The 24,559-nt window shown below is 65.3% G+C and carries 18 protein-coding genes; 14 read left to right on the forward strand and 4 right to left on the reverse strand.

The annotated features are described in order from the left end of the window. Positions 1 to 46 precede the first annotated feature (46 nt). The 8 genes from CK218_RS14925 (at position 47) to CK218_RS14965 (ending at position 13,797) form a co-directional block, all read left to right on the forward strand. Positions 47 to 2,125, forward strand: coding sequence for an acetate--CoA ligase family protein (locus CK218_RS14925; RefSeq protein WP_066996197.1), 2,079 nt, complete (start codon positions 47 to 49; stop codon positions 2,123 to 2,125). Further along, positions 2,118 to 2,900 carry a carnitinyl-CoA dehydratase gene (locus tag CK218_RS14930; RefSeq protein WP_066996079.1) on the forward strand — a complete coding sequence of 261 codons (783 nt, stop codon included), beginning with the start codon at positions 2,118 to 2,120 and terminating at the stop codon, positions 2,898 to 2,900. Before CK218_RS14925 ends, CK218_RS14930 begins: the two co-directional genes overlap by 8 nt. Positions 2,901 to 3,116: 216 nt before the next feature. Further along, positions 3,117 to 4,058 carry an alpha/beta hydrolase gene (locus CK218_RS14940; RefSeq protein WP_095828185.1) on the forward strand — a complete coding sequence of 314 codons (942 nt, stop codon included), beginning with the start codon at positions 3,117 to 3,119 and terminating at the stop codon, positions 4,056 to 4,058. Between the two features lie 278 nt (positions 4,059 to 4,336). Further along, entirely contained in the window at positions 4,337 to 6,607 is a 2,271-nt protein-coding gene (locus tag CK218_RS14945) for a hypothetical protein (RefSeq protein WP_179294509.1), read from the forward strand. Further along, positions 6,604 to 10,326, forward strand: a complete 3,723-nt coding sequence (locus CK218_RS14950; RefSeq protein WP_095828187.1) for a DUF11 domain-containing protein — start codon at positions 6,604 to 6,606, stop codon at positions 10,324 to 10,326. Before CK218_RS14945 ends, CK218_RS14950 begins: the two co-directional genes overlap by 4 nt. A gap of 200 nt (positions 10,327 to 10,526) precedes the next feature. Continuing rightward, positions 10,527 to 11,204 (forward strand): ribulose-phosphate 3-epimerase, encoded by a 678-nt coding sequence (gene rpe / locus CK218_RS14955; protein ID WP_066996092.1) that lies wholly within the window; start codon positions 10,527 to 10,529, stop codon positions 11,202 to 11,204. A 261-nt stretch (positions 11,205 to 11,465) separates the two neighbouring features. Then, positions 11,466 to 12,209: a GntR family transcriptional regulator gene (locus CK218_RS14960; protein ID WP_067324052.1), complete on the forward strand. Its 744-nt coding sequence runs from the start codon at positions 11,466 to 11,468 to the stop codon at positions 12,207 to 12,209. Between the two features lie 61 nt (positions 12,210 to 12,270). Beyond that, positions 12,271 to 13,797 carry a malonyl-CoA synthase gene (locus CK218_RS14965; protein ID WP_095828188.1) on the forward strand — a complete coding sequence of 509 codons (1,527 nt, stop codon included), beginning with the start codon at positions 12,271 to 12,273 and terminating at the stop codon, positions 13,795 to 13,797. Between the two features lie 177 nt (positions 13,798 to 13,974). Here the strand turns inward: CK218_RS14965 and nagA are convergent, their stop codons facing one another. The 4 genes from nagA to CK218_RS14985 form a co-directional block, all read right to left on the reverse strand. Then, positions 13,975 to 15,135 (reverse strand): N-acetylglucosamine-6-phosphate deacetylase, encoded by a 1,161-nt coding sequence (nagA, locus tag CK218_RS14970; RefSeq protein ID WP_095828189.1) that lies wholly within the window; start codon positions 15,133 to 15,135, stop codon positions 13,975 to 13,977. Continuing rightward, positions 15,132 to 16,163 carry an SIS domain-containing protein gene (locus tag CK218_RS14975; RefSeq protein ID WP_095776948.1) on the reverse strand — a complete coding sequence of 344 codons (1,032 nt, stop codon included), beginning with the start codon at positions 16,161 to 16,163 and terminating at the stop codon, positions 15,132 to 15,134. Before CK218_RS14975 ends, nagA begins: the two co-directional genes overlap by 4 nt. Next, complete coding sequence (locus CK218_RS14980) at positions 16,160 to 16,939, reverse strand: GntR family transcriptional regulator (protein WP_067324046.1); 780 nt, start codon at positions 16,937 to 16,939, stop codon at positions 16,160 to 16,162. The genes CK218_RS14975 and CK218_RS14980 overlap by 4 nt, the downstream gene beginning before the upstream one ends. Before the next feature lie 90 nt (positions 16,940 to 17,029). Continuing rightward, positions 17,030 to 17,911 carry an N-acetylglucosamine kinase gene (locus tag CK218_RS14985; RefSeq protein WP_095828190.1) on the reverse strand — a complete coding sequence of 294 codons (882 nt, stop codon included), beginning with the start codon at positions 17,909 to 17,911 and terminating at the stop codon, positions 17,030 to 17,032. 200 nt (positions 17,912 to 18,111) lie between these two features. Here CK218_RS14985 and CK218_RS14990 point away from each other — a divergent pair, with 200 nt between their 5' ends. The 6 genes from CK218_RS14990 (at position 18,112) to CK218_RS15015 (ending at position 24,410) form a co-directional block, all read left to right on the forward strand. After that, positions 18,112 to 19,020: an N-acetylmuramic acid 6-phosphate etherase gene (locus CK218_RS14990; RefSeq protein ID WP_095828191.1), complete on the forward strand. Its 909-nt coding sequence runs from the start codon at positions 18,112 to 18,114 to the stop codon at positions 19,018 to 19,020. Between the two features lie 52 nt (positions 19,021 to 19,072). Next, positions 19,073 to 20,332, forward strand: a complete 1,260-nt coding sequence (locus CK218_RS14995; RefSeq protein WP_067324040.1) for an ABC transporter substrate-binding protein — start codon at positions 19,073 to 19,075, stop codon at positions 20,330 to 20,332. Between the two features lie 228 nt (positions 20,333 to 20,560). Then, positions 20,561 to 21,490 carry a sugar ABC transporter permease gene (locus CK218_RS15000; protein WP_066996121.1) on the forward strand — a complete coding sequence of 310 codons (930 nt, stop codon included), beginning with the start codon at positions 20,561 to 20,563 and terminating at the stop codon, positions 21,488 to 21,490. Between the two features lie 8 nt (positions 21,491 to 21,498). After that, positions 21,499 to 22,338: a carbohydrate ABC transporter permease gene (locus CK218_RS15005; RefSeq protein ID WP_066996124.1), complete on the forward strand. Its 840-nt coding sequence runs from the start codon at positions 21,499 to 21,501 to the stop codon at positions 22,336 to 22,338. Then, on the forward strand, positions 22,335 to 23,396 hold the full coding sequence (locus CK218_RS15010) for a Gfo/Idh/MocA family oxidoreductase (RefSeq protein ID WP_095828192.1): 1,062 nt from the start codon (positions 22,335 to 22,337) through the stop codon (positions 23,394 to 23,396). Before CK218_RS15005 ends, CK218_RS15010 begins: the two co-directional genes overlap by 4 nt. Positions 23,397 to 23,411: 15 nt before the next feature. Next, positions 23,412 to 24,410, forward strand: coding sequence for an ABC transporter ATP-binding protein (locus CK218_RS15015; RefSeq protein ID WP_066996130.1), 999 nt, complete (start codon positions 23,412 to 23,414; stop codon positions 24,408 to 24,410). Positions 24,411 to 24,559: the final 149 nt, after the last annotated feature.

The following is a 24,559-nucleotide window of genomic DNA, read 5'->3' on the forward strand; positions in this document are numbered from 1 at the left end:
CGGGATCCGGTTTTGGCAACGATCGTGCTCAAATGAAAAGATGACCATGCATAAACTCGAACGTCTCCTGCGCCCGAAATCGATCGCCGTGTTCGGCGGGGCGCAGGCCGCCGCCGTCGTCGCGCAATCAATCAAGATGGGCTTTGCCGGCGAAATCTGGCCGGTGCACCCGACCAAGGACGAGGTCGCAGGCCGCAAGGCCTACCGTTCCGTCGCCGACTTGCCCGGCGCGCCGGACGCCGCCTTTGTCGGGGTCAACCGGCATCTCACCATCGAAGTGGTCAAGGCATTGGCCGAGCGCGGCGCCGGTGGCGCCGTCTGCTTTGCCGCCGGCTTCCTCGAGACCGAGGCCTATGACGAGGACGGCGAGCGGCTGCAGGCCGAGCTGGTCGCCGCCGCGGGTGAGATGCCGATCATCGGCCCGAACTGCTATGGCCTGATCAACTATGCCGACGGCGCGCTTTTGTGGCCCGATCAGCATGGCGGGATCAGACTGGCCGAGGGCGGCAAGGGCGTCGCCATCATCACTCAGTCGTCCAACATCGCCATCAACATGACGATGCAGAAGCGCGGTCTGCCGATCGCGTTCCTGATGACGGCCGGCAACCAGGCGCAGACCGGCCTTTCCGAAATGGCGCTCGGTCTGATCGAGGACGAGCGCGTCACGTCGCTTGGCCTGCATATCGAGGCCTTCGATTCCGTGGCCGGCTTCGAGCGATTGGCGGCGAGAGCCCGCGAGCTGAAGAAGCCGATCATCGCCATGAAGGTCGGCCGCTCGGAACAGGCGCGGCAGGCGACGGTTTCCCATACCGCGTCGCTTGCCGGTTCGGATGCCGCCTCGGGCGCGTTCCTGAAGCGGCTGGGCATCGCGCGCGTCGATTCCATACCGGCCTTCATCGAGGCGTTGAAGCTCTTGCACATCACCGGGCCGCTGCCCGGCTACAGACTGTCGTCGATGAGCTGCTCGGGCGGCGAAGCCTCCGTGATGGCCGACAGCGCGGAAGGACGCTGGGTGCATTTCCCGACGCTAAGCGCCGAGCATCGCGCGCATGTCAAATCGACGCTCGGGCCGCTGGTCGCGGTCGCCAATCCGCTCGACTACCACACCTTCATCTGGAACAACGAGCCGGCGATGACGGCCACCTTCACTGCCATGGTGTCGGGCGGCTTCGACCTCAACATGCTGGTGCTCGACTTCCCGCGCCCCGACCGCTGCTCGGACACCGACTGGTGGGCGACGCTGCGTGCCTTCGAGGCGGCGCTGAAGACCAACAGGGCGCAGGGCGCGATCGTCTCCTCGCTGCCGGAAAACCTGCCGGAGGAATATACCGCCGGGCTGATGGCGCGCGGCATGGTGCCCTTGTTCGGCATTTCGGAAGCGATGGACGCCGCCCAGGCCGCCGCCTTCATCGGCTGGGCCTGGCGCGAGCCGCAGGCGCAGCCGGTCGACACCACGGCGGCGGGCGCTTCCGACGGCGACCACGTCACACCGGACGAAGCCGAGGCCAAAGCGCGTCTGATCGAGGCCGGGCTGCCGGTGCCGAAGGGCGAGCGCGCCTCGAACGCGGTCGAGGCGGTGATTGCGTCCATGGCGCTTGGTTTCCCGGTGGCGCTGAAGACGCTCGGCGTGACGCACAAGTCGGAGGTCGGCGCCGTGCGGCTGAACCTCAAGGACGCCGAATCCGTCAGCAATGCCGCGCATGACCTGTTGCCGCTCGGCACCGGGCTCTATGCCGAGCGCATGGTGCGCGACGGCGTCGCCGAACTGATCGTCGGCTTCACCCGCGACCCGATGTTCGGCGCGGTGATGACGCTCGGCACCGGCGGCGTGCTGGTCGAGCTGCTGCGCGACAGCGTGACCCTGATGCTGCCGGCGACGCGCGACGACATCGAGGCGGCGCTGCGTGGCCTGAAGCTCTATCCGCTGCTGGAGGGCTATCGCGGCCGGCCCAAGGCCGACGTCCAGGCCGCCATCGACGCCATCGCCGGCATTGCCGACTTCGTGCAGAAGAATGAAGGCGAAATCGAAGAGCTCGACATCAACCCGCTGATCGTCTGCGCCGAAGGCAAGGGCGCCTGGATCGCCGACGCACTGCTGGTGCTTGGAGAAAAGAAGAATGGCTGACGTCATCACCACCCGCCGCGAAGGCACGATCCTGGAAGTCACGCTCGACCGGCCCAAGGCCAATGCCATCGACCTCAAGACCTCACGACTGATGGGCGAGACGTTCAAGGCGTTCCGCGACGATCCCGGCTTGCGCGTCGCCATCGTCAAGACGGCCGGAGACAAGTTCTTCTGCGCCGGCTGGGACCTGAAGGCGGCTGCGGCCGGCGACGCGGTCGACGGCGACTACGGCGTCGGCGGCTTTGCCGGGCTGCAGGAACTGCGCGACTTGAACAAGCCGGTGATCGCCTGCGTCAACGGCATGGCGGTGGGCGGCGGCTTCGAGCTGGCGCTGTCCTGCGACCTGATCTACGCCTCTGACCATTCTTCCTTCGCGCTGCCCGAGATTCGCGCCGGCACGCTGGCCGACGCCGCGACGATCAAGCTGCCGAAACGCATTCCCTACCATATCGCCATGGACCTTCTCCTCACCGGCCGTTGGATGGATGTGGCGGAAGCGCATCGCTGGGGCCTGGTCAACGAGGTGCTGCCCAAGGAGAAGCTGGAGGACCGCGTCTGGGAAATCGCGCGGCTTTTGGCCAGCGGCCCGCCGCTGGTTTTCGCCGCGATCAAGGAGACGGCGCGCGTGGCCGAGGCGCTGACCTTCCAGGAGGCCATGAACAAGGTGACGCGCAGGCAACTGCCGACGGTCGATATCCTCTACGGCTCGGAGGACAATATGGAAGGCTTCCGCGCCTTTGCGGAGAAGCGCGATCCGGTGTGGAAGGGTAGATAGGCCGCAGACGATGGCGTTCCGTCACACCCCCCTCTGCCCTGCCGGGCGTCTCCCCCGCAAGGGGGGAGATCGGATGTCACGGTCGCTTTCGCCAATTGCCAGCGTCGCAGTTGGATCGCCGGCGCCCAAGCTGCCAATCTCTCCCCCTGCGGGGGAGATGTCCGGCAGGACAGAGGGGGGTGCTCAGGCTCGACCTTCGCGATCGGCCCAAGCGCTATGACCGACTACAAGACCCTCATCGACGCCGAGACCTGGGCTTTCATCGAGAAGACCAATTCCTATTACCCGCCCGACACGATCGACTACACGATCGCAGAGCAGCGGGCGATCTACGACCGGATGTGCCGCGAGTTCTTCGCCGGCTATCCGCAAGGCGTGACGGTCGAAACGACCGCCATCGCCACGCCGACCGCCAGCATCCCGATCCGCATCTATAGCAACGCGGAAACGAACAGCGCCGCAATGGTGCTCTATGTTCATGGCGGCGGATTCATCCTCGGCGGGCTGGACAGCCATGACGATGTCTGCGCCGAGCTGTGCGCCCGCACCGGCTACGAGGTGGTCTCGGTCGATTACCGGCTGGCGCCGGAACATCTGCATCCGGCCGCCTTCGACGACGTGCTAAGCGCCTTTGAATGGGCCGCCAAGATCTATGTTTGCCCTGTCCTGCTTTGCGGCGACAGCGCCGGCGGAAACCTCTGCGCCGCCGTTGCCCACGCAACGCGCGGTCACGTCAAGAAGCCGGCCGGCCAGGTGCTGATCTATCCCAGCCTCGGGGGCGACCACTCGCGCGGCTCCTATGTGGCGCATGCTGACGCGCCGATGCTGACCCTGCGCGATATCGAATTCTACCTGAACATTCGCACCGGCGGCGTGGACCGGACCGGCGACCTCACGCTGTCGCCGCTCGCCGACGCCAATTTCGCCTATCTCCCGCCGACAGTGCTGATCACAGCCCAATGCGACCCGCTGTCCTCAGACGGCGAGGCCTATCGCGACCGCGTCGTCGCGGCCGGCGGGTATGCCTACTGGTTCGAAGAACAGGGGCTGGTGCACAGCTATTTGAGAGCCCGGCATACGGTCGGTCGTGCTCGCGCGAGCTTCACCCGCATCGTCGAGGCGGTCTCCGTGCTCGGCAGAGGCGAGTGGATCTGGTGATTTTGCCAAGGCGCGTCGCGTCGAGAATTCAAGCGCCGCGCTTCGGGGCTGATGCCAAAATCGCTGCTCTCTTTTCGGCGACTTGCATGAGACGGGCAAAGACAGCTCTACCAGCCGGGCGCCTGGAGCATTTCACCGTTTCACGGAAACGACGAAATGCTCGGGCTTGTTTGTTCTGACGCAATTCCGGACGGAAAACCGCTCACACTTTTTCTCGAATTGCTCTAGACCGCATTGAACCTTTCCGCCTCAGCCTGCGACTGACGGCCAGGCGCCGCATGGCGCGGGCCGGAAAGGGAGCCCGTATGATCAGAAATCCAGAGCCGCGGTGGTCCGAGAAAGCAACAGGAGCTCGGCGCGATCATCGGCTTCGGGATGGAGACGACGCGCTCGGCTTTCGGCTGATTCCGTTGACCCTGCCAGGCGCCCGGCGTATCGTGAACAGGCGGAAAACAGACAATTCTATCAGGGACGAACGAGCCGGAACGCTGCGACTTACCTTGTTTTGCGCGGCGAAATCGGAGGGTTCTTCCGAAGACTTCGGGGGGAGCTCAATGTCTCGCGACCGCGGCTCGTTCGTGTCTTTTCGCGGCGGCGGTTTGCGCCGTGCGATCGTGACCACCAGCGGAATGCTTGCCCTGGCACTGGCTGCCGGCTTTTGCCTCGGCGGTGCGGCAAAGGCTCAGGAAACCCAGATCATCTATCCGGGCTCGATGGCGGTGACCGGCTTCCCCGGCACGATCATCCCGGATTTCGGCTCTCCCGATTCCGAAAAGGGCGGCCTGCCGCCCGGCGTCGACCCGGTCGACGAAACCTTCATCGACACTTCGCAGGCCTCGTTGCGCATTTTCAACGTCTCGCAACTCGGCGGCCCAGCTTCGGGCCAGCTCGTCTACACGCCGCCGCCCTTCGAGGTGACAGCCGGCCAGATCGGCGAGGTGTTCGGCCTCACCTATGACGACGGCGTGCGCGATGGGGTGCCGTCGGGCATTCCGAACCTCTATGCGGCGGCGACCTCGCTGCACGGCATCGAGATCGTCACGCCCGACACCGACGAGGACGGGCGGCCTGAGCGACAGCGCCGCGGCGCCGCCGGCGCCGTCTTCATGAACGGCCAGTTCGGCACCGAAAATGGCGGCGGACCGGGCACCATCTGGAAGATCGACGGTATCTCGGGCGCCGTCTCGAAATTCGCCGACATCGATACCAACACCGGGCCCGGCATCGGCAACCTCGCCTTCGATCCGACCCATCGTGAGTTCTTCGCTTCGGATCTCGATACCGGGCTCATCCACCGCATCGATATCGAGGGCAATCTGATCGACAGCTTCGACCATGGCGTTGCCGGGCGTCCCGCGCATGGGCTGGCCCCGGTCGCCGACGACGGCGCCGTGATGGACATCCACGACACTGCCTTCGATTCGGAAGACCGCCGAACCTGGGGCTATACGCAGGATGCGCGCCGCGTCTGGGCCGTCGCCTACCATGGCGGGCGGCTCTACTATTCCGTAGGCGAGAAAGCCGAAATCTGGTCGGTCGGCATTGCAAGCGACGGGGGTTTTGGCCGCGATCCGCGCTGGGAACTGACGGTCAAGGCCGACCAAGATTATGCCGTCACCGATATCGCCTTCGACAATCAGGGTTTCATGTATCTCGCCCAGCGCGGCCCGGTCGAGAACCGCTACGATTACAGCCGCTTCGCCGAGACGGGCAAAGGCGCGGTGATCCGCTACCAGCGCGAGGATCCGGACGATCCGGCAACGGAATCGGTCTGGGCCGAGGTGCCGCAGGAATATGCGGTCGGCTTCCCGCAGGGCAACCGTCAGTCGGCAGGCGGCGTCGACCTACAATACCGCTACGACCCCGAAGGCAATCTTGACACCTCGGTCTGCACTGACACGGTCGTGAACACCGGCGACAAATTGCGCGACAATCCGGAGCTTGCCGAGCGCCTCGCCGCCGGCGGGCCGCTTGCCGTGCATGGCGTGCAGCTCACGCCAAACAAGCTGGTCAAGCCGGCAAACGTGCCGCCCTTCGGCTCCTGGTTCGTCGACTTCGACGGCTATTTCGAGAACCCCGACGTCCAGGGTCATGTCGGCGACGTGAGGGTCTGGCGCCCCTGCGAGCGCCGCGCCGGCTATTATGAGGAAATCCCTGGCGGCTTCCTGCCTCCCGTCTATCCGCCGGACTTCCCACCGCCCGGCAACCTGCCCCCATGCCTCGATGTCGAGGACGTGCAGTATTTCTGCACACCCCGCGGCCTCCAGGCCGACCTCTATCTCCATGACCACGCCGGCTTTGGCGGCGATTCGATCAAGGCTTTGTCCAAGACACCGGGCGTCGGAGTAACCTCACCCATGTCGCATGCGCCGGGCAAGCCCTACACGATCGGCATAACCGGCCATAATCCGGGCGACACCGTCAATGTCGGGCTCTGCTTCTACCGGAAGTCCGACCGGGACAAGGGCGGCTACTATCCTTGCTGCAAGTTGACGCTGCCGCTCAGGACGCCGGTCGTCGAGTGCGAAGCGCCGAGGAGGGACAGATGAGCGGTCTCGTCCCTTCCCGCCCTGCCCCGCGCAAAACCGTCATGGGCACGATCATAAAACCCCTGTCGCACGCCAGGCGCGGCGCACGCTGGCTGATGGCGGCCGGTGTCGCGATCGCCATGATGCCGGCAGTGCCGGCGCTTGCGCAGGACAAGGCACCGGCTGGCCAGATCGCCAATCCGGAAATCACGGCTGGATCGCGCGGCATCAATCCGGAGCTCGGGCGGATCATCCCCTTCTTCACCAAGAAGGGTGCCCTAAGAGGCTGCGATAGCGTCGAATACGTCTTGAGCTTCGGCATCCATGGCGACCCGCAGGACTTCGACCGGCCAAGCGTGGCGGCCCTTCTGAAGGCGACAAGGCTCGACTTCAAGGACCAGCTGCCGCACGGCTTGCAGATCGTCAGCGTCGACGTCGTCGGCGACGGCACGAGCGCTTCCGGCGGACCGCTGCCCGCTGCTTCGATCAGCACATCGGCCGGTCCAAACGATACGGCAAGCGTTTCCAATTTCCGGATCAGCGCTTCGAACCTCGACGGCGTCGGCGCTGCCGACGAACGCGTGATCACTTTCCGGATCACGGCCAAGATAGACCATGCCGCCTTCGCCGCGCCGGCAACGGTCGATAACCAGGGTGAGATGAAGGTGGCCTTCAGGGGCGGCCCGGCAACCACGATCCCCTCGCAGGATCCAGACAAGCCCGACGACGCCGATTTCCTCACCGGCGTGAAAACCTCGATCACGATCGACCTGAGCAAGTGCAACCCGCCGCCTCCGCCTCCCAGCAAGGAATGCTTCAAGGTCGAACGCGGCACGGTCGACTGCGTGCCCGGCGGCGGCGCCTTCATCTATCACATGCCGGTCGGTCCGGAGATGGCCGGCAAATGGGTGCAGCTGTCGACGACGACACCCGGCATCACCATCGCCACCGACACCCAGCAGGTACCTGCCGGCGGCGGCGTGTTGAACTGGAAGATCATCGGCGCCTCGCCGGGCGAGGCCATCCATCTCGTCGTCACCGGCATCGACACCTATGCCGGGCCGAAGGAAGGCTGGGGACTTTGCTGCACGCAGGAGATCGACATCGACATTCCGCGTGATCTCAGGTGCCCGCCCGAAAAGCAGCCCGACCTCAAGGTGGAGAAGTGGGCAGAGGTGCCGCGCTGCACGATGTCCGGCGGCTGCGACTTCACCATCACGGTCACCAATGTCGGCGATGCGCCCTATAACGGCAAGATCGTGCTCGACGAGGTGACATTGCCGGCCGGGTCGGCGCTGTCGTCGGGACCGAACCCACCCTGGGTCTGCGCGCCCGGGACGACGCCGATGACCTGCACCCATCCGGCAACCACGCTCAACCCGGGCGCCTCCGCCGTCCTCAAGCTCGGCTTCAAGCCGGCCGGCGGCTGGCAGGGCAGCGTGCTGCGCAATTGCGCCGCCTATGACTACCAGGCGAGCGGCAAGCCGCTGTTCGGTAGCCAGCAGAACGATCGCGGCTGCGCCTCGATCCCCGTCTGCCGCCGTGGCGATCGCGATCCGCAGTGCCAGCCTGCGGCCGAGAAGAAGGTCGACCTGATGCTGAAGAAGCGCGCCCGCATGCCGGTCTGCACACCGGACGGCATCTGCAGCTTCGTGATCGATATCATCAACAACGGCACCGGCACCTATCACGGGCCGCTGACCGTGATCGACACCTATCCTGGCGACGCGCCGACCTCCTCGGCCTTCGGGCCCAGCCCGCCATGGACCTGCGGGCCGAACGGCCCCGGCCAGTTCCGCTGCGACAATGCCGGCATCTCGCTGCCGCCGGGCGCCTCGACGCCGATCGTGGTCAAGACGGTCATGCCGGCAAACTACCGGCCGGACACGGTCGAGAACTGCGCCGAGGTGAAGGCAATTGCCGGCGAGGTCGACCTCGCCAACAACAAGGCCTGCGCGACCGAGCGCATCCGCCGTCCGAATGGCGCCAAGCCCGGCCTGCGCATCACCAAGGCGTGCGAGAGCTCGCTGGCCGGTGCGTCTTCGGTATCCTGCCGCATCACCGTGACCAATGCCGGCACTGCTGCCCCCATCGGTCCGGTGCGGGTCAACGATGCCGCCACGCTGGTGTCGGGCGGCGCGCCGGTCGCTGTCCGGACCGTGACCCCGGATGGCGCTGACTGGAACTGCGGGCCAGTGCCCGCCAACATGCTGTCTTGCCAGATTGCCGGCGCCGTCATGACGCCCGGAACCAGCCGGCACTTCGACGTGACGGTCGGCGGCAATGACGCGTTCGAGAACTGCGCGCGCGGCTCTTTTGGGCCGGCGCCCCGCGACGACATCGTCTATCCGATCGGCCAGGCTTGCGCGAAAGGCGGTGGGGCCTCCACGATCCGCGTCGAGAAGACCGGCGACAGCGAATGCCAGCCAGGTGCGCCCTGCTCGTTCGAGATCACCATCACGAATGAGGGGCCGAATGCCTTCTCAGGTCCGGTCCGCATCGGCGATGCGGTCGGCATCGACGGTCTCGGCAGGCTGGAGGGTGTCAAGATCACCGCGATCGACCCGCCTTTCGGCTGCTCGCCGGAGCCGGCGACGCTGCCGGCGTCCTGCATCGCCAATCTGACGCTGGGCGCCGGCGAAAGCCAAACGCATCATGTCACAGTAGTCCTTCCCGACGACGCGCGCCTTGCCACTCTGCGGGGTACGGTCAGCGGACAGAACTGCGTCGGGGTGCTCTCGCCAAACACGCCGGTGCAGGGCGGCGGCGATGTGCTGTCGCGCGCGCCAGCCAACGCGCAAGGCGACCGCGGCAAGGCCTATGCATGCCACCCCTTCACGATCAAGGGTGAGGTGAAGTGTTCGGGCGGCATGGTGCTCAACTCGGCCGGCCGCTGCGCCTGCCCAGACGGCACCACCTTCGGCAACGGTCAGTGCTCGTCCGGCGGCGCCAAACTGCAGCCGCTGCCAGTGCCGCAGCGCTGCGTCCTGCTCAAGGGCCAGATCCGGACCGAGGACGGACGCTGCGTCTGCCCGCGCGGCGCCGAGCTGGAAAACGGCAGATGCGTTCAGAGCGAGCAGCCGCAGGAGCCGCAGTGCACGCTGCGTCCCGGCCAATACCGCGACCAGGAGGGCAATTGCGTATGCCGGCGTGGCGAGCTGGTGAACGGCGTCTGCCGGGTCGCTCCGCCGAAATGCACGATCCGCGGCGCCGTGCCGACACCGGATGGCTGCGCCTGTCCCAAGGGCACGCATGTCGACCGCGCCGCCAAGGCTTGCGTGTCCGACAGGCAGCAGACGCCCAGCCAGTGCCGCATTCGCGGCCAGGTGCGCAATGCCGATGGCGATTGCGTCTGCCCGAGGGGGACGGCGTTGAAGGGCAAAGCCTGCGTGCCGGTCAGGAAGCCGCAAGCATGCTCCATCCGCGGCCAGTTCCTCAACAAACGCGGCGTCTGCGTGTGTCCACGCGGCACCGAAGTGATCGAAGGTAGATGCGGCAGGTTCGAAGACGCTGTATGCGCGCCGGGCTCGGAGATGATCGATGGCATGTGCCAGCCGATCATCAGGCGGCGCTGCCCAGTCGGAACGGCCGGCCGGTATCCGGATTGCTTCCCGATCCGCAGGCGGCCAGGCTTGGAGATCGATCCGGACCTGCTGCTCAATCCGAATATCCTGCAGCAGTTGGTGCCAAGAAGCCAACCAAGGCTGCAGCGGAACCCGGCGACCGACAATCTTCAGTAAGGCAGCCCATCACTACCGCGCCCGCGAACCCGCCGGAGAAATCCAGCGGGTTCTCTCTTTCCCGCATCGCAGCTCGCGTTTTGCGCGCCCGTCGAGCGAAGCGGAAAACACGCTTCCCCTTGGCCGGACGATGGTCTAGGCAGACCCGCGTGCCAGCGCGCAGCACAGCGCGCCGATGAGGATGCCGGGAGAAGCCTTTCATGAGCAAGAAGACCCTGATCGCACCATCGGTGCTGGCGTCGGATTTCTCGAAGCTCGGCGACGAGGTCGAAGCGGTCGCGGCGGCCGGAGCCGATTGGATCCATCTCGACGTGATGGACGGCCATTTCGTGCCCAACATCACTTTCGGCCCACCGGTGATCAAGGCGATCCGCAACCGGACAAAAACCTTCTTCGACTGCCATCTCATGATCGCGCCTGCCGACCCCTACCTGGCGGCTTTTGCCGAGGCCGGCTGCGACGGCATAACGGTGCATGCCGAGGCCGGCCCGCATCTCGACCGTTCGCTGCAAACCATCAAAGGTCTCGGCAAGAAGGCCGGTGTCTCGCTCAACCCGGCGACGCCGGAAACGGCGATCGAATATGTGCTCGACCGGCTCGACCTCATCCTGATCATGACCGTCAATCCCGGCTTCGGCGGCCAGGCTTTCATCCCGGCGATCGTCGACAAGGTGCGAAAGGTCAAGGCGCTGATCGGCGAGCGCCCGATCCGCATCGAGATCGACGGCGGCATCTCGCCGGAAACGGCGCCGCTGGTGACGGCCGCCGGCGCCGGCGTGCTGGTGGCCGGCGCGGCCATTTTCAAAGGCGGCACAGTGGAAACCTATCGGGCAAATATCGAAGCGATCCGCTCAGCCGCCGACAAGGCCGCCCGTTAAAGACGTCGACAGTGCGTTCCTAGCAAAGCCGCCTCGCTAACTGAGGGCTGTTCAGTATACCGAGTTATGTCAAGTCTCCCACTGACGCCAGCCTTTTTTCAAGTGGATTTTACTTTATTCGATAATTGACCCCGCCTTGTCTTAAAGTACGAATATCGCCATCATACGTTTTTAGGCGGCAGTGCTCGGCTGCAAGATACATCGTATGAAATTGCTTGGCCGAGGGACCCTGCAAAACAGGGGCCGGCAACAGGAGTCAAATTGCCATACGGGAACGCCGATACGGGCGAAGGCAAGGGTGCCAAGAGCACGCTGGCCAGTTCGGTCTACCATCAGCTCCGCGAGGACTTGCTGCGGGGAGCTTTGGAAGCCGAGGGCAAGCTGCGCGTCGAATGGGTCGTTTCCCGGTATGGCGCCGGCGCCTCGCCGGTGCGCGAGGCGCTGAACCGTCTGGCCGCCGAGGGATTGCTCGGCCGCCACGACCAGCGCGGCTTCTTCGTGATGCCGGTCAACGCGGCCGAGCTGGAGGAGCTCACCCGCACGCGGTGCTGGCTGGAAGAACGCGCATTACGCGAATCCATTGCGCACCGAACGGCGGAATGGGAAGAACAGCTGGTGCTCGCCCTGCACCGCCTGGCGCGCGCCGAACGCCGCCGGCCCGACGACCCGGCAACCAACAATCCGGAATGGGAGAAGCTGCACCGCGCCTTTCATCGCGCGCTGATCTGCGCCTGCCGCTCGCATTGGCTGATCGGCTTTTGCGACCAGCTTTCCGACCAGGCCTCCCGCTACCGGCTGATCTCGCAGCGCGGCCCCGGCTCCGAACGCGACGACTTCGGCGAGCACCGGACGATTGCCGAGCGGACCATGGACGGCGACGCCGACGGCGCGGTCGAGGCCTTGCTCAGTCACTACCGCCTGACGGCGGAGATGTGCATGGCGCAGCTCAGCCCAGGCGACGGTCCGCGGGCTCGCGCAGGCAAGGCCGCGCGCGGTCGCAAATAGCTGCCCATCGCTGACAAATCTGATATTCGCTCTGGCCGAGCTTTCGACGCCAGGGGACGACATGACCAATCACCTGTTCGACGCGTTTCGCGCCAGCATGCCGGCGCCTGGCCAAGTGCTGATGGAGACGGATGACGGGCGTTCGATTTCCTATGCCGACATGCTGGCGCGGTCCGCGCAGTTTGCGCACGCGCTGGTCGCCGCTGGTGTGCTGCCCGGCGATCGCGTCGCCGTGCAGGTGGAGAAGACCCCTGAAGCTTTGCTCCTCTATCTCGCCTGTCTGCGCGCCGGCGCCGTCTTCCTGCCGCTCAATACCGCCTATACGCTGCCGGAGCTCGACTATTTCTTCCGCGACGCGGAGCCGCGGCTGGTCGTGTGCGATCCGGAAAAGGTGAAGGATGTGCAACCGCTTGCCGCATCGGCGGGGGCGGCGACGCTGACGGTAGGCCGCGACGGACAGGGCACGCTTGCGGAACGTGCGGCGCTGCAGCCGGCGGATTTTGCGGATCTGGAGCGCGGCCCCGACGATCTTGCCGCCATCCTTTACACATCGGGCACGACGGGCCGCTCCAAGGGCGCCATGCTCAGCCACGAGAACCTCGCCTCCAACGCGCGCGTGCTGGTGGATTACTGGCGCTTCAGCAGCGATGATGTGCTCATCCACGCGCTGCCGATCTTCCACACGCACGGCCTGTTCGTCGCGACCAACGTCATCCTGATGGCCGGCGCAAAGATGCTGTTCGAGCGGAAGTTCGACCCGGCCCGTGTGATTTCGATTCTGCCGCGCGCGACCGCGCTGATGGGCGTGCCGACCTTCTATGTGCGGCTCCTGCAGCAGCAGGGCCTGACGAAGGAGGCGGCCAGCCGCATGCGGCTGTTCATCTCCGGTTCGGCGCCGTTGCTTAGCGAGACGCATAATGCCTGGCGCGAGCGCACCGGCCACGCCATCCTCGAACGCTACGGCATGACCGAAACCAACATGAACACCTCCAACCCCTATGACGGCGAACGGCGCGCGGGCACGGTCGGCTTTCCGCTGCCGGGTGTCTCGCTGCGCGTCGCCGACCCCGAAAGCGGCAAGCCGCTAGCCCAGGGCGAGATCGGCATGATCGAGGTGAAGGGCCCGAACGTCTTTGCCGGCTATTGGCGGATGCCAGAGAAAACCAAGGCCGAATTCCGCGACGACGGCTTCTTCATCACCGGCGACCTCGGCCTGATCGATACCGGCGGCTATGTCCACATCGTCGGCCGCGGCAAGGACCTGATCATCTCGGGCGGCTACAACGTCTATCCCAAGGAGATCGAGAGCGAGATCGACGCGCTTGCCGGCGTTGCCGAAAGCGCGGTGATCGGGGTTGCGCATCCCGACTTCGGCGAAGGCGTCACGGCCGTGGTGGTGCGCAAGCCGGGCTCGGCAATCAGCGCAGCCGAGATTGCCGACGCCATCGCTGGGCGGCTGGCGAAATACAAGCATCCGAAGCAGGTGATCTTCGTCGACGAATTGCCGCGCAACACGATGGGCAAGGTGCAAAAGAACGTTTTGCGCGAGGCGTATAGGGATATCTACACAACGAAAGCCGGCCGGTAATACGAGTCGTTATCCTAGGGCGGAGCAAGGAGCGAAGCGACGCGCGCAGACCCTAGCATCCATGCCTTAAAGCCAAAGCATTGCAACGATTACAGAATTCTGCACCCGTTGCGCCCCACCGCAGAGGTCACGGCATGGATCCTCGGGTCAAGCCCCGAGGATGACGAAGGAAGAGGCCTACGCCGCAAACACCTTCTCGCCGCCGATCCAGACATTCTTGACGTCCAGGTCTTCCGACAGCCCGACAATGTCCGCTGCGGTGCCGTTGGCGAAGCGGCCGAGGCGATGCGCCTGGCCGATCGCTTCGGCGGGATAGAGCGACGCCATGCGGAGCGCCTCGTCGAGATCGAGCCCGACCACGCAATGGACAAAGCGCACGGCGGAAATCATGTCTAGATCGGCGCCGGCCAGCGTGCCGTCGGCAAGCCTGAGACTCCCGTCCTTGCGGTAGATGGTACGGCCGTTGAGGGTGAAGGATGTCATGTCGGTGCCGATCGTCGCCATGGCGTCGGTGACCAAAAGGATCTTGCCCGGGCCTTTCTTGGCATTGAGTGCAAGCGTCATGGTGCCGGGATGGACATGGATACCGTCCGCGATGAGGCCGGCGTAGAAGCTGCCGGTGTCGATCGCCGCTCCGGCCAGTCCCGGCTCGCGATTGCCGATCTGGCTCATGGCGTTGAAGAGATGGGTGACGACCGTGGCGCCGGCCTCGGCGAAGGCCGTTGCCGTGGCATAGCCGGTGTCGGAGTGGCCGAGGCTGACAACGATGCCGGCCGCGGCCAGCGCCGTGACCCGGGCCGGCTGGACCGATTCCGGTGCGACCGTGGTGAGCAGCACCGGCAAGCCCTGACGCGCCGCGACCAGCGCAGCCTGGTCGGCGTCCGTCATTGGCCGGATAAGAGCCGGATCATGCGCGCCCTTGCGCGCGACGGACAGATGCGGGCCTTCGAGATGCAGCCCAAGAAAACCCGGCACCTTCTTCCGGGCGGCCTCGGCGCCGGCGGCGACCGCCGCGGCGGTGATCGCCGGCGTGTCGGTGATCAGCGTCGGCAAGAGCGCCGTGGTGCCGAAGGGCGCGTGCGCCCGGCAGATGGTCTCGATCGAGGCGACATCGGGATGGTCGTTGAGCATGACGCCACCACCGCCATTGACCTGGATGTCGACGAAGCCGGGAACCAAGAGGCCGCCACCGGTCTCGACACGGGAGACGCCTGACGGCACGGCGCCGGTGGGCAGAATGGCCTCGACCATGCCGTCCTTGATGACAAGGGCCGCATCGTCGTGCCAGTCGGCCCCGTCGAAGATACGGGCGCCGGCGAGGGCGAAACGGTCGCTCATACGGTTTCCGTCACCTTGCGCAGATTGCGTGGCGCATCCGGATCGAGGCCGCGATGGCGGGCGAAGGCCTCGACGAAGCCATAGAAGGACACGATCAGCGGCAGCGGATCGGTTAACGGATGGCCGGTTGCGACATACGGCAGCAGCCTGGCTGCCTTCGCCTTGTCGGAGGTGACGAAAGCGGCCGCGCCTTTGGCCGTCAAGCTATCGGCCGCCTCGGCCACCGAAGGCTCCGACGCGTCGCGGGCAGCAAGCGCCAGGACCGGGAAGCCCGGCCCGACCAGCGCCAGCGGCCCGTGCATGACCTCGGCGGCGCTATAAGCCTCGGCATGCATGGCGCAGGTTTCCTTGAATTTCAGCGCCGCCTCGCTGGCGATCGCGAAGGATGGGCCGCGGCCGAGGATGAACAGCGAGCGCGGCGTTTCGAGCGCCGCGGCGAGCGCCATCCAGTCGCAGGCGATCGCCTTCTCGAAATGCTCCGGCAGGCGGGCGAGCGCAGCAAGCAGCGCCTCATCGCCAGTGCTGTGCGCCATCAGCGCCAGGGCGGCGACGGCCGAATTGACGAAGGTCTTGGTGGCCGCGACGCTGCGCTCCGGGCCGGCGAGAATGTCGATGGCGTAATCCGAGGCGCGCGCCAGTGGCGAGTCGGCGGTGTTGGTGATGGCGACGGTGAGCGCGCCGCCGGCTCTCGCGGTTTCGGCCATGGCGACGATGTCGGGACTCTTGCCCGACTGCGAGATCGCCAGGCAAGCCGAGCCGCGTAGCCTCAGCTTCGCGCCATAGATGGAAGCGATCGACGGGCCGACGGACGCGACGGCGAGGCCGGCCGTCAGCTCCACGGCATATTTCATGAAGGTGGCGGCATGGTCGGACGAGCCACGCGCCACGGTAACGACGAAATGCGGATCGCGCTCGCGAAGGCCGCGGCCGGCCTCGGCCAGCACCTTGGCCGAGCCGTCGAGCAGGCGGGCGGTGGCCTGCGGGATCTCCTCGATCTCGCGCCGCATGTGGGTGGCGGTTGCGATCATGGCCGGCTCTCCTCTCCCGGCCCGGTCAGCCGGAGTTCCGCGACGAAGTCATAGGCGTCGCCCCTGTAGATCGAGCGCGTGAACTCGATCACCTTGCCGCTCGCCAGATAGGAAATACGTTCGATGTGCAGGCCGGCAACCCCCGGCGGCACTTCGAGAAGGCGCGCGTCGCCGTCGCCGAGATTGGCGGCCGAAATGCGCTGCACGGCCCGCACCGGGCGGTTGCCGGTCAGTTCCAGCGCCGCGTAGAGCGAGGAGCCGATCGCTTCGGGGTCGGGAAGCACGCTCGCCGAAATCGCGGCGCGCTCGATCGCCAGCGGCGTGTCGTTGGCGATGCGCAGGCGCGCCACGCGCGCCACCAGCTCGCTCGACGACAGGCCGAGCACCATCATCTCGTCCGGCGAGGGCGCATAGAGGCCGCGATCGAGCCAGGCCGAGCGCACGACCATGCCGCGGCGCGCCATATCCTCGGTGAAGGAGGTGAGCCGCGACAGCGACTGCTCGACACGTTCCATGCGCGGGGCGACAAAGGTGCCGGAGCCATGGCGCTGGACGAGGATGCCGCCCTTGACGAGATCCTGCACGGCCTTGCGCACAGTGACGCGCGAAATGTCGGCCTTGCTGGCTATATCGCGCTCTGAAGGCAGCGCGTCACCCGGCCCGATCAGGCCGCGATTGACCGCTTCCTCGATGCTTTTTCTCAGCTGCAGGTAAAGCGGCGCTCCGCTCTGCGAGGATTCTTTCAGCATAGCGAAGATCTGGTCGGCGGCGCTCATCGCGGCGCCTCCGGCAGCATAGCGAAGATCTGGTCGGCGGCGCTCATCGCGGCGCCTCCGGCAGCATAGCGAAGATCTGGTCGGCGGCGCTCATCGGGCGCCTCCGGATTTGCCCGCGAAGATGCGCGCGGCCATCTGCACCGCGCCGCCGAGCGCATCGTCAAGCGGGGCCTTCAGCAGCGCCTGATAGCGCGCCGATAGCCGCGGCGCGTAGAGCGGCGCCAGGCCGCCGAGCAGGCATAGCGGCGCGTCGTCGGCGAGTTCGAGCGCGCCCAGCGAAGCCTCGACATCGGCAACCGCCTTATCGAGGATCCAATTGGCGACGAGATCGCCCTTTTCGGCATGCTCGAAGACTTTTGGCGCGAAACCGCCGAAGTCGCCGGGCTTGGCGTTGGTGGTGAACTCGACCACGTCCTCGGGATTGTTGCGGAAGACGGCAAGCATGGCATCCGTCAGCGGCGAGCCGAGGCGGATGCCGTCATAGGCAAGGAGCGTCTGCTCGAGCAGGTCGCGGCCGATACGGGCGCCGCTGCCCTGGTCCCCGACCTGAAAACCCCAGCCGCCGATGGCGCGGGATTTGCCCGCTTTGCGCGCCATATAGGCGGTGCCGGTGCCCAGGATCGCCATGGCGCCGTCGCCGGAGCCGACGGCGCCTTCGAGCGCGATCTCGGCATCCGTCTCGACGCGGCTTTTGCTGAACGGCAGGATCGCTTCCAGCTGCTGCCTGTAGGTGCCGACATTGGCTCCGGCGAGGCCGAGAATGGCAGGCGTCTCGGGGATCAGCTCCGGATCTTCACCGGCGGCCACGAAAGCTTGCCTTGCCGCCTCGACGATGTTTGCGCGCGCACCGGTAAGGTCGGTGCGGATATTGGCCGCGCCGCTCTTGGCGCGGCCAACGATAGCGCCGTCGGCGGTCGCAAGGGCCGCCCTGCAGCTTGTGCCGCCGCCATCGATGCCAAGCACGAATTTCACGCGATTTTCTCCTCGTCGCGGATAATACCAATAAAATACCAATAGCCAAGCGTTAATTTCGGTTCAAAAAAGATCAAGGCGTATTTGATTGAAAGGACATGGAAATTTGACCCCGGTGCGCTCCGGGGCATGAAAACGCGATGAGGGATGTGGACAAGTGGTATTTTTTTGGTATTGTTCGATCAGTTGGAGGAAAGCGGATGGTCGAGACGCGCACGGAAGCGCTTCATCAGAACGCCGCGGGGCTGGATGTCCAGACCCCGGATGCCATCCTTTCATTCCTCGCCAATGCGCAGATCGAGGCCGCCAAGGCCGTGCACGGCGCCATCCCGGCCATAGCCGAGGCCGCCGAGCTTGTCGCCAGACAATTGAAGGGTGGAGGCAGGCTCGCCTACGCGGCAGCCGGCAGCTCCGGCCTGATGGCTGTCGCCGATGCGCTGGAACTTCCCGGCACATTCGGTATCGCGCGTGACCGCATCGCCATCCTGATCGCCGGCGGCGACGCGGCGTTCCGCACGCTTGCCGGCGGACCGGAAGACGATACCGAGGAAGCCGCGGCAGCCGTCGCGAATGCCAATATCGGCAAGGGCGACTGCCTGATCGCCATCTCGGCCAGTGGCTCGACGCCCTATGCCGTCCAGGCGATCGGCGACGCGCGGCGCCGGGGCGCGGCGACGATCGCGATCGCCAACAACAAGGGCGCGACGCTGTTCGGTGAGGCCGACGTCGCCGTCCTGCTCGAGACGCCGCCGGAGCTGATCGCCGGCTCGACGCGCATGGGCGCGGGTACAGCCCAGAAGATCGCGCTCAACATGCTGTCGACGCTCGCTGCCGTCCATCTCGGCCATGTGCATGACGGCTACATGGTCAACCTCGCCGCCGACAACATCAAGCTGCGCGACCGCGCGGTGCGCATGGTGGCCGCCATCGGCGGACGCAGCCGCGAAGACGCGGCGCGCCTGCTCGAAGAGAGCGGCGGCCGCGTCAAGACTGCCATTCTGCTCGCCGCGGGTGCTGCCAATGCCGATGCGGCCGAGAAGATACTGGAAAAAACCGGCCAGAAGCTCAGGCCGGCGCTTTCCGCGATCGAGGGGAGCAAGGGGCGCTAGCCGCTGTTCTCATCAAAACCGAACCTGAAAAAGGTCAACAGGGAGACTGGACATGACGACCAAACTACTGACGGCACTTCTCATCGGCACGAGCATTCTCGGCACCACCGGGATGGCCCTTGCCGAAGACGTCACGCTCAACATCGAGAGCTGGCGCGGCGACGACCTGACCATCTGGAAGGACAAGCTGATCCCGGCCTTCGAAGCCAAGAACCCTGGCATCAAGGTGGTGTTCGCGCCCTCGGCGCCGACCGAGTATGACGCGGCACTCGGCGCCAAGCTCTCTGCCGGCTCGGCGGGCGACCTGATCACCTGCCGCCCCTTCGACAAGTCGCTTGAGCTGTTCAAGAAGGGCAACCTCGCCGACCTCTCGTCGCTGCCCGGCATGGACAACTTCTCTCCAGTCGCCAAGGCCGCCTGGCAGACCGACGACGGAAAGTCGAGCTTCTGCGTGCCGATGGCTTCGGTCATCCACGGCTTCATCTACAACAAGGACGCCTTCGACAAGCTCGGCCTCAAGGTGCCGACGACCAATGAAGAGTTCTATGCCGTGCTCGACAAGATCAAGGCGGACGGCACCTATATCCCGATGGCGATGGGCACGAAGGACCTTTGGGAAGCCGCGACCATGGGCTACCAGAACATCGGCCCGAACTACTGGAAGGGCGAGGAAGGCCGTCAGGCGCTGATCAAGGGCGAGCAGAAGCTGACCGATCCGCAGTGGGTCGAACCCTACAAGGAACTGGCCAAGTGGAAGCCCTATCTCGGCGACGGTTTCGAGGCGCAGACCTATCCGGACAGCCAGAACCTGTTCACGCTCGGCCGCGCCGCCATCTACCCGGCCGGCTCCTGGGAGATCGGCCTGTTCAACACCCAGGCGCAGTTCAAGATGGGCGCCTTCCCGCCGCCCGTGCAGAAGGCCGGCGACACCTGCTACATCTCCGACCATACCGATATCGGCATGGGCCTGAACGCTGCCTCGAAGCACCCGGAAGAAGCCAAGAAGTTCCTGTCCTGGGTCGCTTCGCCGGACTTCGCCAACATCTACGCCAATGCGTTGCCGGGCTTCTTCAGCCTGAACAACACGCCGGTGAAGATGGAGGACCCGCTGGCGCAGGAATTCGTCTCCTGGCGTGGCAAGTGCAAGTCGACGATCCGCTCGACCTACCAGATCCTGTCGCGCGGCACGCCGAACCTCGAGAACGAGACCTGGGTCGAATCGGCCAACGTGATCAACGGCACCGACACGCCGGAAGCCGCGGCCAAGAAGCTGCAGGACGGCCTCGACAGCTGGTACAAGCCGGCGAAGTAAGGCTTTAGCCATTCGAACCGGCCGGGCGCTGCCCGGCCGGCCTTCGGACAGATCTAGATAGCGATTGTCGGCGCCGCCTCTCGGTCTTACCCTCACCCTTGCGGGAAGACGAAGCCGCACTGTCGCTGGCCTTGTCCCTCGCATCATGGGGACAGTCAGGCCGCCGTGCATCGAGGCATCAGCCAAGCACCATCGACCTGGAACCGAGAGACGGCGGGGACCGAACTCATGGCCGCACAAACACGACCCAAGAAACCGATCCGCTGGCATATCGGCGTCTTCCTGGCGCCGGCGGTGCTCGTCTACACGGCAGTCATGATCCTGCCGCTGTTCGGGACCCTGCAGCTTTCCCTGTTCCGCAACATCAACCAGGCGCAAGTGTTCGTCGGGTTCGACAATTTCCACACGCTGTTCGGCGATCCCAACTGGTCGGTGAATTTCTGGAACGCGCTGCGGAACAATGTCTGGTTCTTCATCATCCACATGCTGGTGCAGAATCCGATCGGCATCCTATTGGCGGCGCTTCTCTCCAGCCCGAGACTGCGGTTTGCCGCCTTCTATCGCACCGCGATCTTCGTGCCGACGATCCTGTCCTTCGTCATCGTCGGCTTTGCCTGGAAGCTGATCCTTTCGCCGATCTGGGGCGTGGCGCCGCATCTGCTCGACTTTGTCGGGCTGAAGAGCCTGTTCACGCCGTGGCTCGGCAAAGAGCAATATGCGCTCACCGCGCTCAGCCTCGTCTCGGTCTGGCAGTTCGTCGGCATCCCGATGATGCTGATCTATGCAGCACTTCTGTCGATCCCCGACGAGGTGATCGAGGCGGCCGAATGCGACGGCGTCACCGGGATGGCGCAGTTCTGGAAGATCAAGCTGCCGCTGATCCTGCCTTCGATCGGCATCATCTCGATCCTGACCTTCGTGGGCAATTTCAACGCCTTCGACCTGATCTACACCGCGCAAGGGGCGCTAGCCGGTCCGAATTATTCGACCGACATCCTCGGCACCTTCCTCTACCGCGCCTTCTTCGGTTTCCAGCTGCAGGTCGGCGATCCCAACATGGGTGCCGCGATCGCCACGATCATGTTCCTGATCATCCTCGCCGGCGTCTGCGTCTACCTGTTCCTCGTCCAGACGCGCCTGCGTCGCTACCAGTTCTGAGGCGCGCCATGAGCACCGCAACACATTCGCTTCCCCGGACCATCGGCGCCCATGCCGTCCTTTTGACCTACACGGTGATCGCGCTGTTCCCGGTGATCCTGGTCATCATGAACTCGTTCAAGTCGCGCGCCGGTATTTTTGGCGCGCCGCTGACGCCGCCGACGCCGAAAACTTTCGACCTGATCGGCTACACCACCGTGTTCGGCCAGGGCGACTTTCTGCATTATTTCCAGAACAGCCTCGTCGTCACGGTCGCCTCGCTGTTCTTCGTGCTTCTGTTCGGCGCCATGGCCGCTTTCGCACTGTCGGAATACCGCTTCCGCGGCAACACGATGATGGGGCTCTATCTCGCGCTCGGCATCATGATCCCGATCCGCCTCGGCACCGTCGCCATCCTGCAGCTGATGGTGGCGAGCGGGCTGGTCAACACGCTGACGGCGCTAATCCTGGTCTACACGGCGCAAGGCCTGCCGCTCGCCATCTTCATTCTGTCGGAGTTCATGAAGCAGGTGTCCGACGACCTGAAGAACGCCGGCAGGATCGACGGGCTGTCGGAGTACACGATCTTCTTCCGGCTGGTGCTGCCGCTGGTGCGCCCGTCGATGGCGACGGTCGCCGTCTTCACCATGATCCCGATCTGGAACGACCTGTGGTTCCCGCTGATCCTGGCGCCGTCGGAAGAGACCAAGACGGTGACGCTCGGCGCGCAGCTCTTCCTCGGCCAGTTCGTCACCAACTGGAACGCGATCCTGGCGGCGCTCTCGCTGGCGATCCTGCCGGTGCTGATCCTCTACGTCATCTTCTCGCGGCAGCTGATCCGCGGCATCACGTCAGGAGCCGTCAAGTGAGTGCAGAACAGCCTCTTCGCGTCGTCGTCGCCGGCCTTGGCAATATGGGCCGCAGCCATGCGCTGGCCTATCACACCAATCCGGGCTTCGAGATCGCCGCGCTCGTCAACCGTTCCGAGGTGCCGCTGCCGGATGGGCTCGCGGGCTATCGCATCAGGCGCTCCTTCGAGGACGTGCTGCGCGACGAGAAGCCGGACGTCGCCGCCATCGCTACTTATTCCGACAGCCACGCCGACTATGCGGTGCGGGCGTTCGAGGCCGGCTGCCATGTCTTCGTCGAGAAGCCGCTGGCGACCACGGTGGCGGACGCCAGGCGCGTCGTCGATGCCGCCAAAGCCAACGGCAGGAAGCTGGTGATCGGCTATATCCTGCGCCACCATCCGTCCTGGATGCGGCTGATCGCCGAGGCGCGCAAGCTCGGCGGGCCATACGTATTCCGCATGAACCTCAACCAGCAGTCCTCCGGCCACAGCTGGGAAACGCACAAGCAGTTGATGCGGACCACCTCGCCGATCGTCGATTGCGGCGTGCATTATCTCGACGTGATGCTGCAGATCACCGACGCCAGACCGGTCGAGGTGCGCGGCATGGGCGTGCGGCTCAGCGATGAAGTGGCGCCCTCGATGTACAATTACGGCCACCTGCAGGTGCTGTTCGAAGACGGCTCGGTCGGATGGTACGAGGCCGGCTGGGGACCGATGGTTTCGGAGACCGCCTTCTTCGTGAAGGACGTGATGTCGCCCAAAGGCTCTGTGTCGATCGTCATGAAGGAGGGCGTTAAGTCCGACGACATCGACACACACACCAAGACGTCGACCATCCGCCTGCACAGCGCCGCGACCGGGCCGGACGGAAAGTTCATCAAAGAGGACGAACTGCTGTCGATGGAAGGCGAGCCGGGGCACCAGGAACTCTGCGATCTTGAACAAGCTTTCCTGCTCAAGGCCATCCGCGAGGACATCGACCTGACCCGCCACATGGAGGACGCGGTGAAGTCGCTCGCCGTCTGCCTCGCCGCCGACCAGAGCGTGCGCACCGGCGCGCCAATCAAACTCTAGAACAAGGACGAAGCCGTGGGCTCGCTGAACATCGAGAACGTGAAGAAGGCATTCGGGCCGGTCGAGGTGCTGAAGGGCATCGACCTCGAGGTCAATGACGGCGAATTCGTCGTCTTCGTCGGCCCGTCCGGCTGCGGAAAGTCGACGCTGCTGCGCGTGATCGCAGGGCTAGAGGATTCGACCTCCGGGCGCGTGGTGATCGACGGCGACGACGTCTCCGTCACGCCGCCCGCAAAACGCGGCATCGCCATGGTGTTCCAGACCTACGCGCTCTATCCGCATCTGACGGTGAAGAACAATATGGGGCTCGGCCTGAAACAGGCCGGCACCCCTTCGGCCGAGATCGAGCGCCGCATCAAGATCGCTTCCGCGATGCTGTCGCTCGAGCCCTATCTCGAGCGACGGCCGGCGGAGCTGTCGGGCGGGCAGCGCCAGCGCGTCGCCATCGGCCGCGCCGTGGTGCGCGAGCCGAAGCTGTTTCTGTTCGACGAGCCGCTGTCCAATCTCGACGCGGCGCTCCGCGTCAACACCAGGCTGGAGATCGCGCAGCTGCACCGGCGGCTAAAGGCAACGATGATCTACGTCACGCACGACCAGGTCGAAGCGATGACGCTGGCCGACAAGATCGTCGTGCTCAATGCCGGCCGCATCGAGCAGATCGGCAGCCCGATGGAGCTCTACAATGCGCCGGCCAATGAATTCGTCGCCGGCTTCATCGGCTCGCCGAAGATGAATTTCATCGACGGCGCCAAGCTTGGCGAGACGGCGAAGACCGTCGGCGTGCGCCCGGAACATCTGACCGTCGATGCAAAATCCGGCGCCTGGAAAGGCACGGTGGTGCATGCCGAGCATCTCGGCGCCGACACCAATCTCTATCTCGACTGCGAGAAGGCCGGGCTGCTCACCGTGCGGATCTTCGGCGTCTACAATGCCGAACCGGGCGCGACGCTCTATGCAACGCCGGATCCGGCGAAGACGTATCGGTTCGGGGCAGATGGAAGGGTGTTGAAGTAGCGCCGGCCTCCCCTTCTCCCCTTGCGGGAGAAGGTGGATCGGGGCGCAGCGCCGAGACCGATGAGGGGTGCTCCAGCGGCGTGCGACGCTTACTTCTGCAACGCAGAGATCGTTCCAACACCCCTCATCCGGCCGCTTCGCGGCCACCT

It is taken from the genome of Mesorhizobium sp. WSM3879 (assembly GCF_002294915.1).
Classification (GTDB): domain Bacteria; phylum Pseudomonadota; class Alphaproteobacteria; order Rhizobiales; family Rhizobiaceae; genus Mesorhizobium.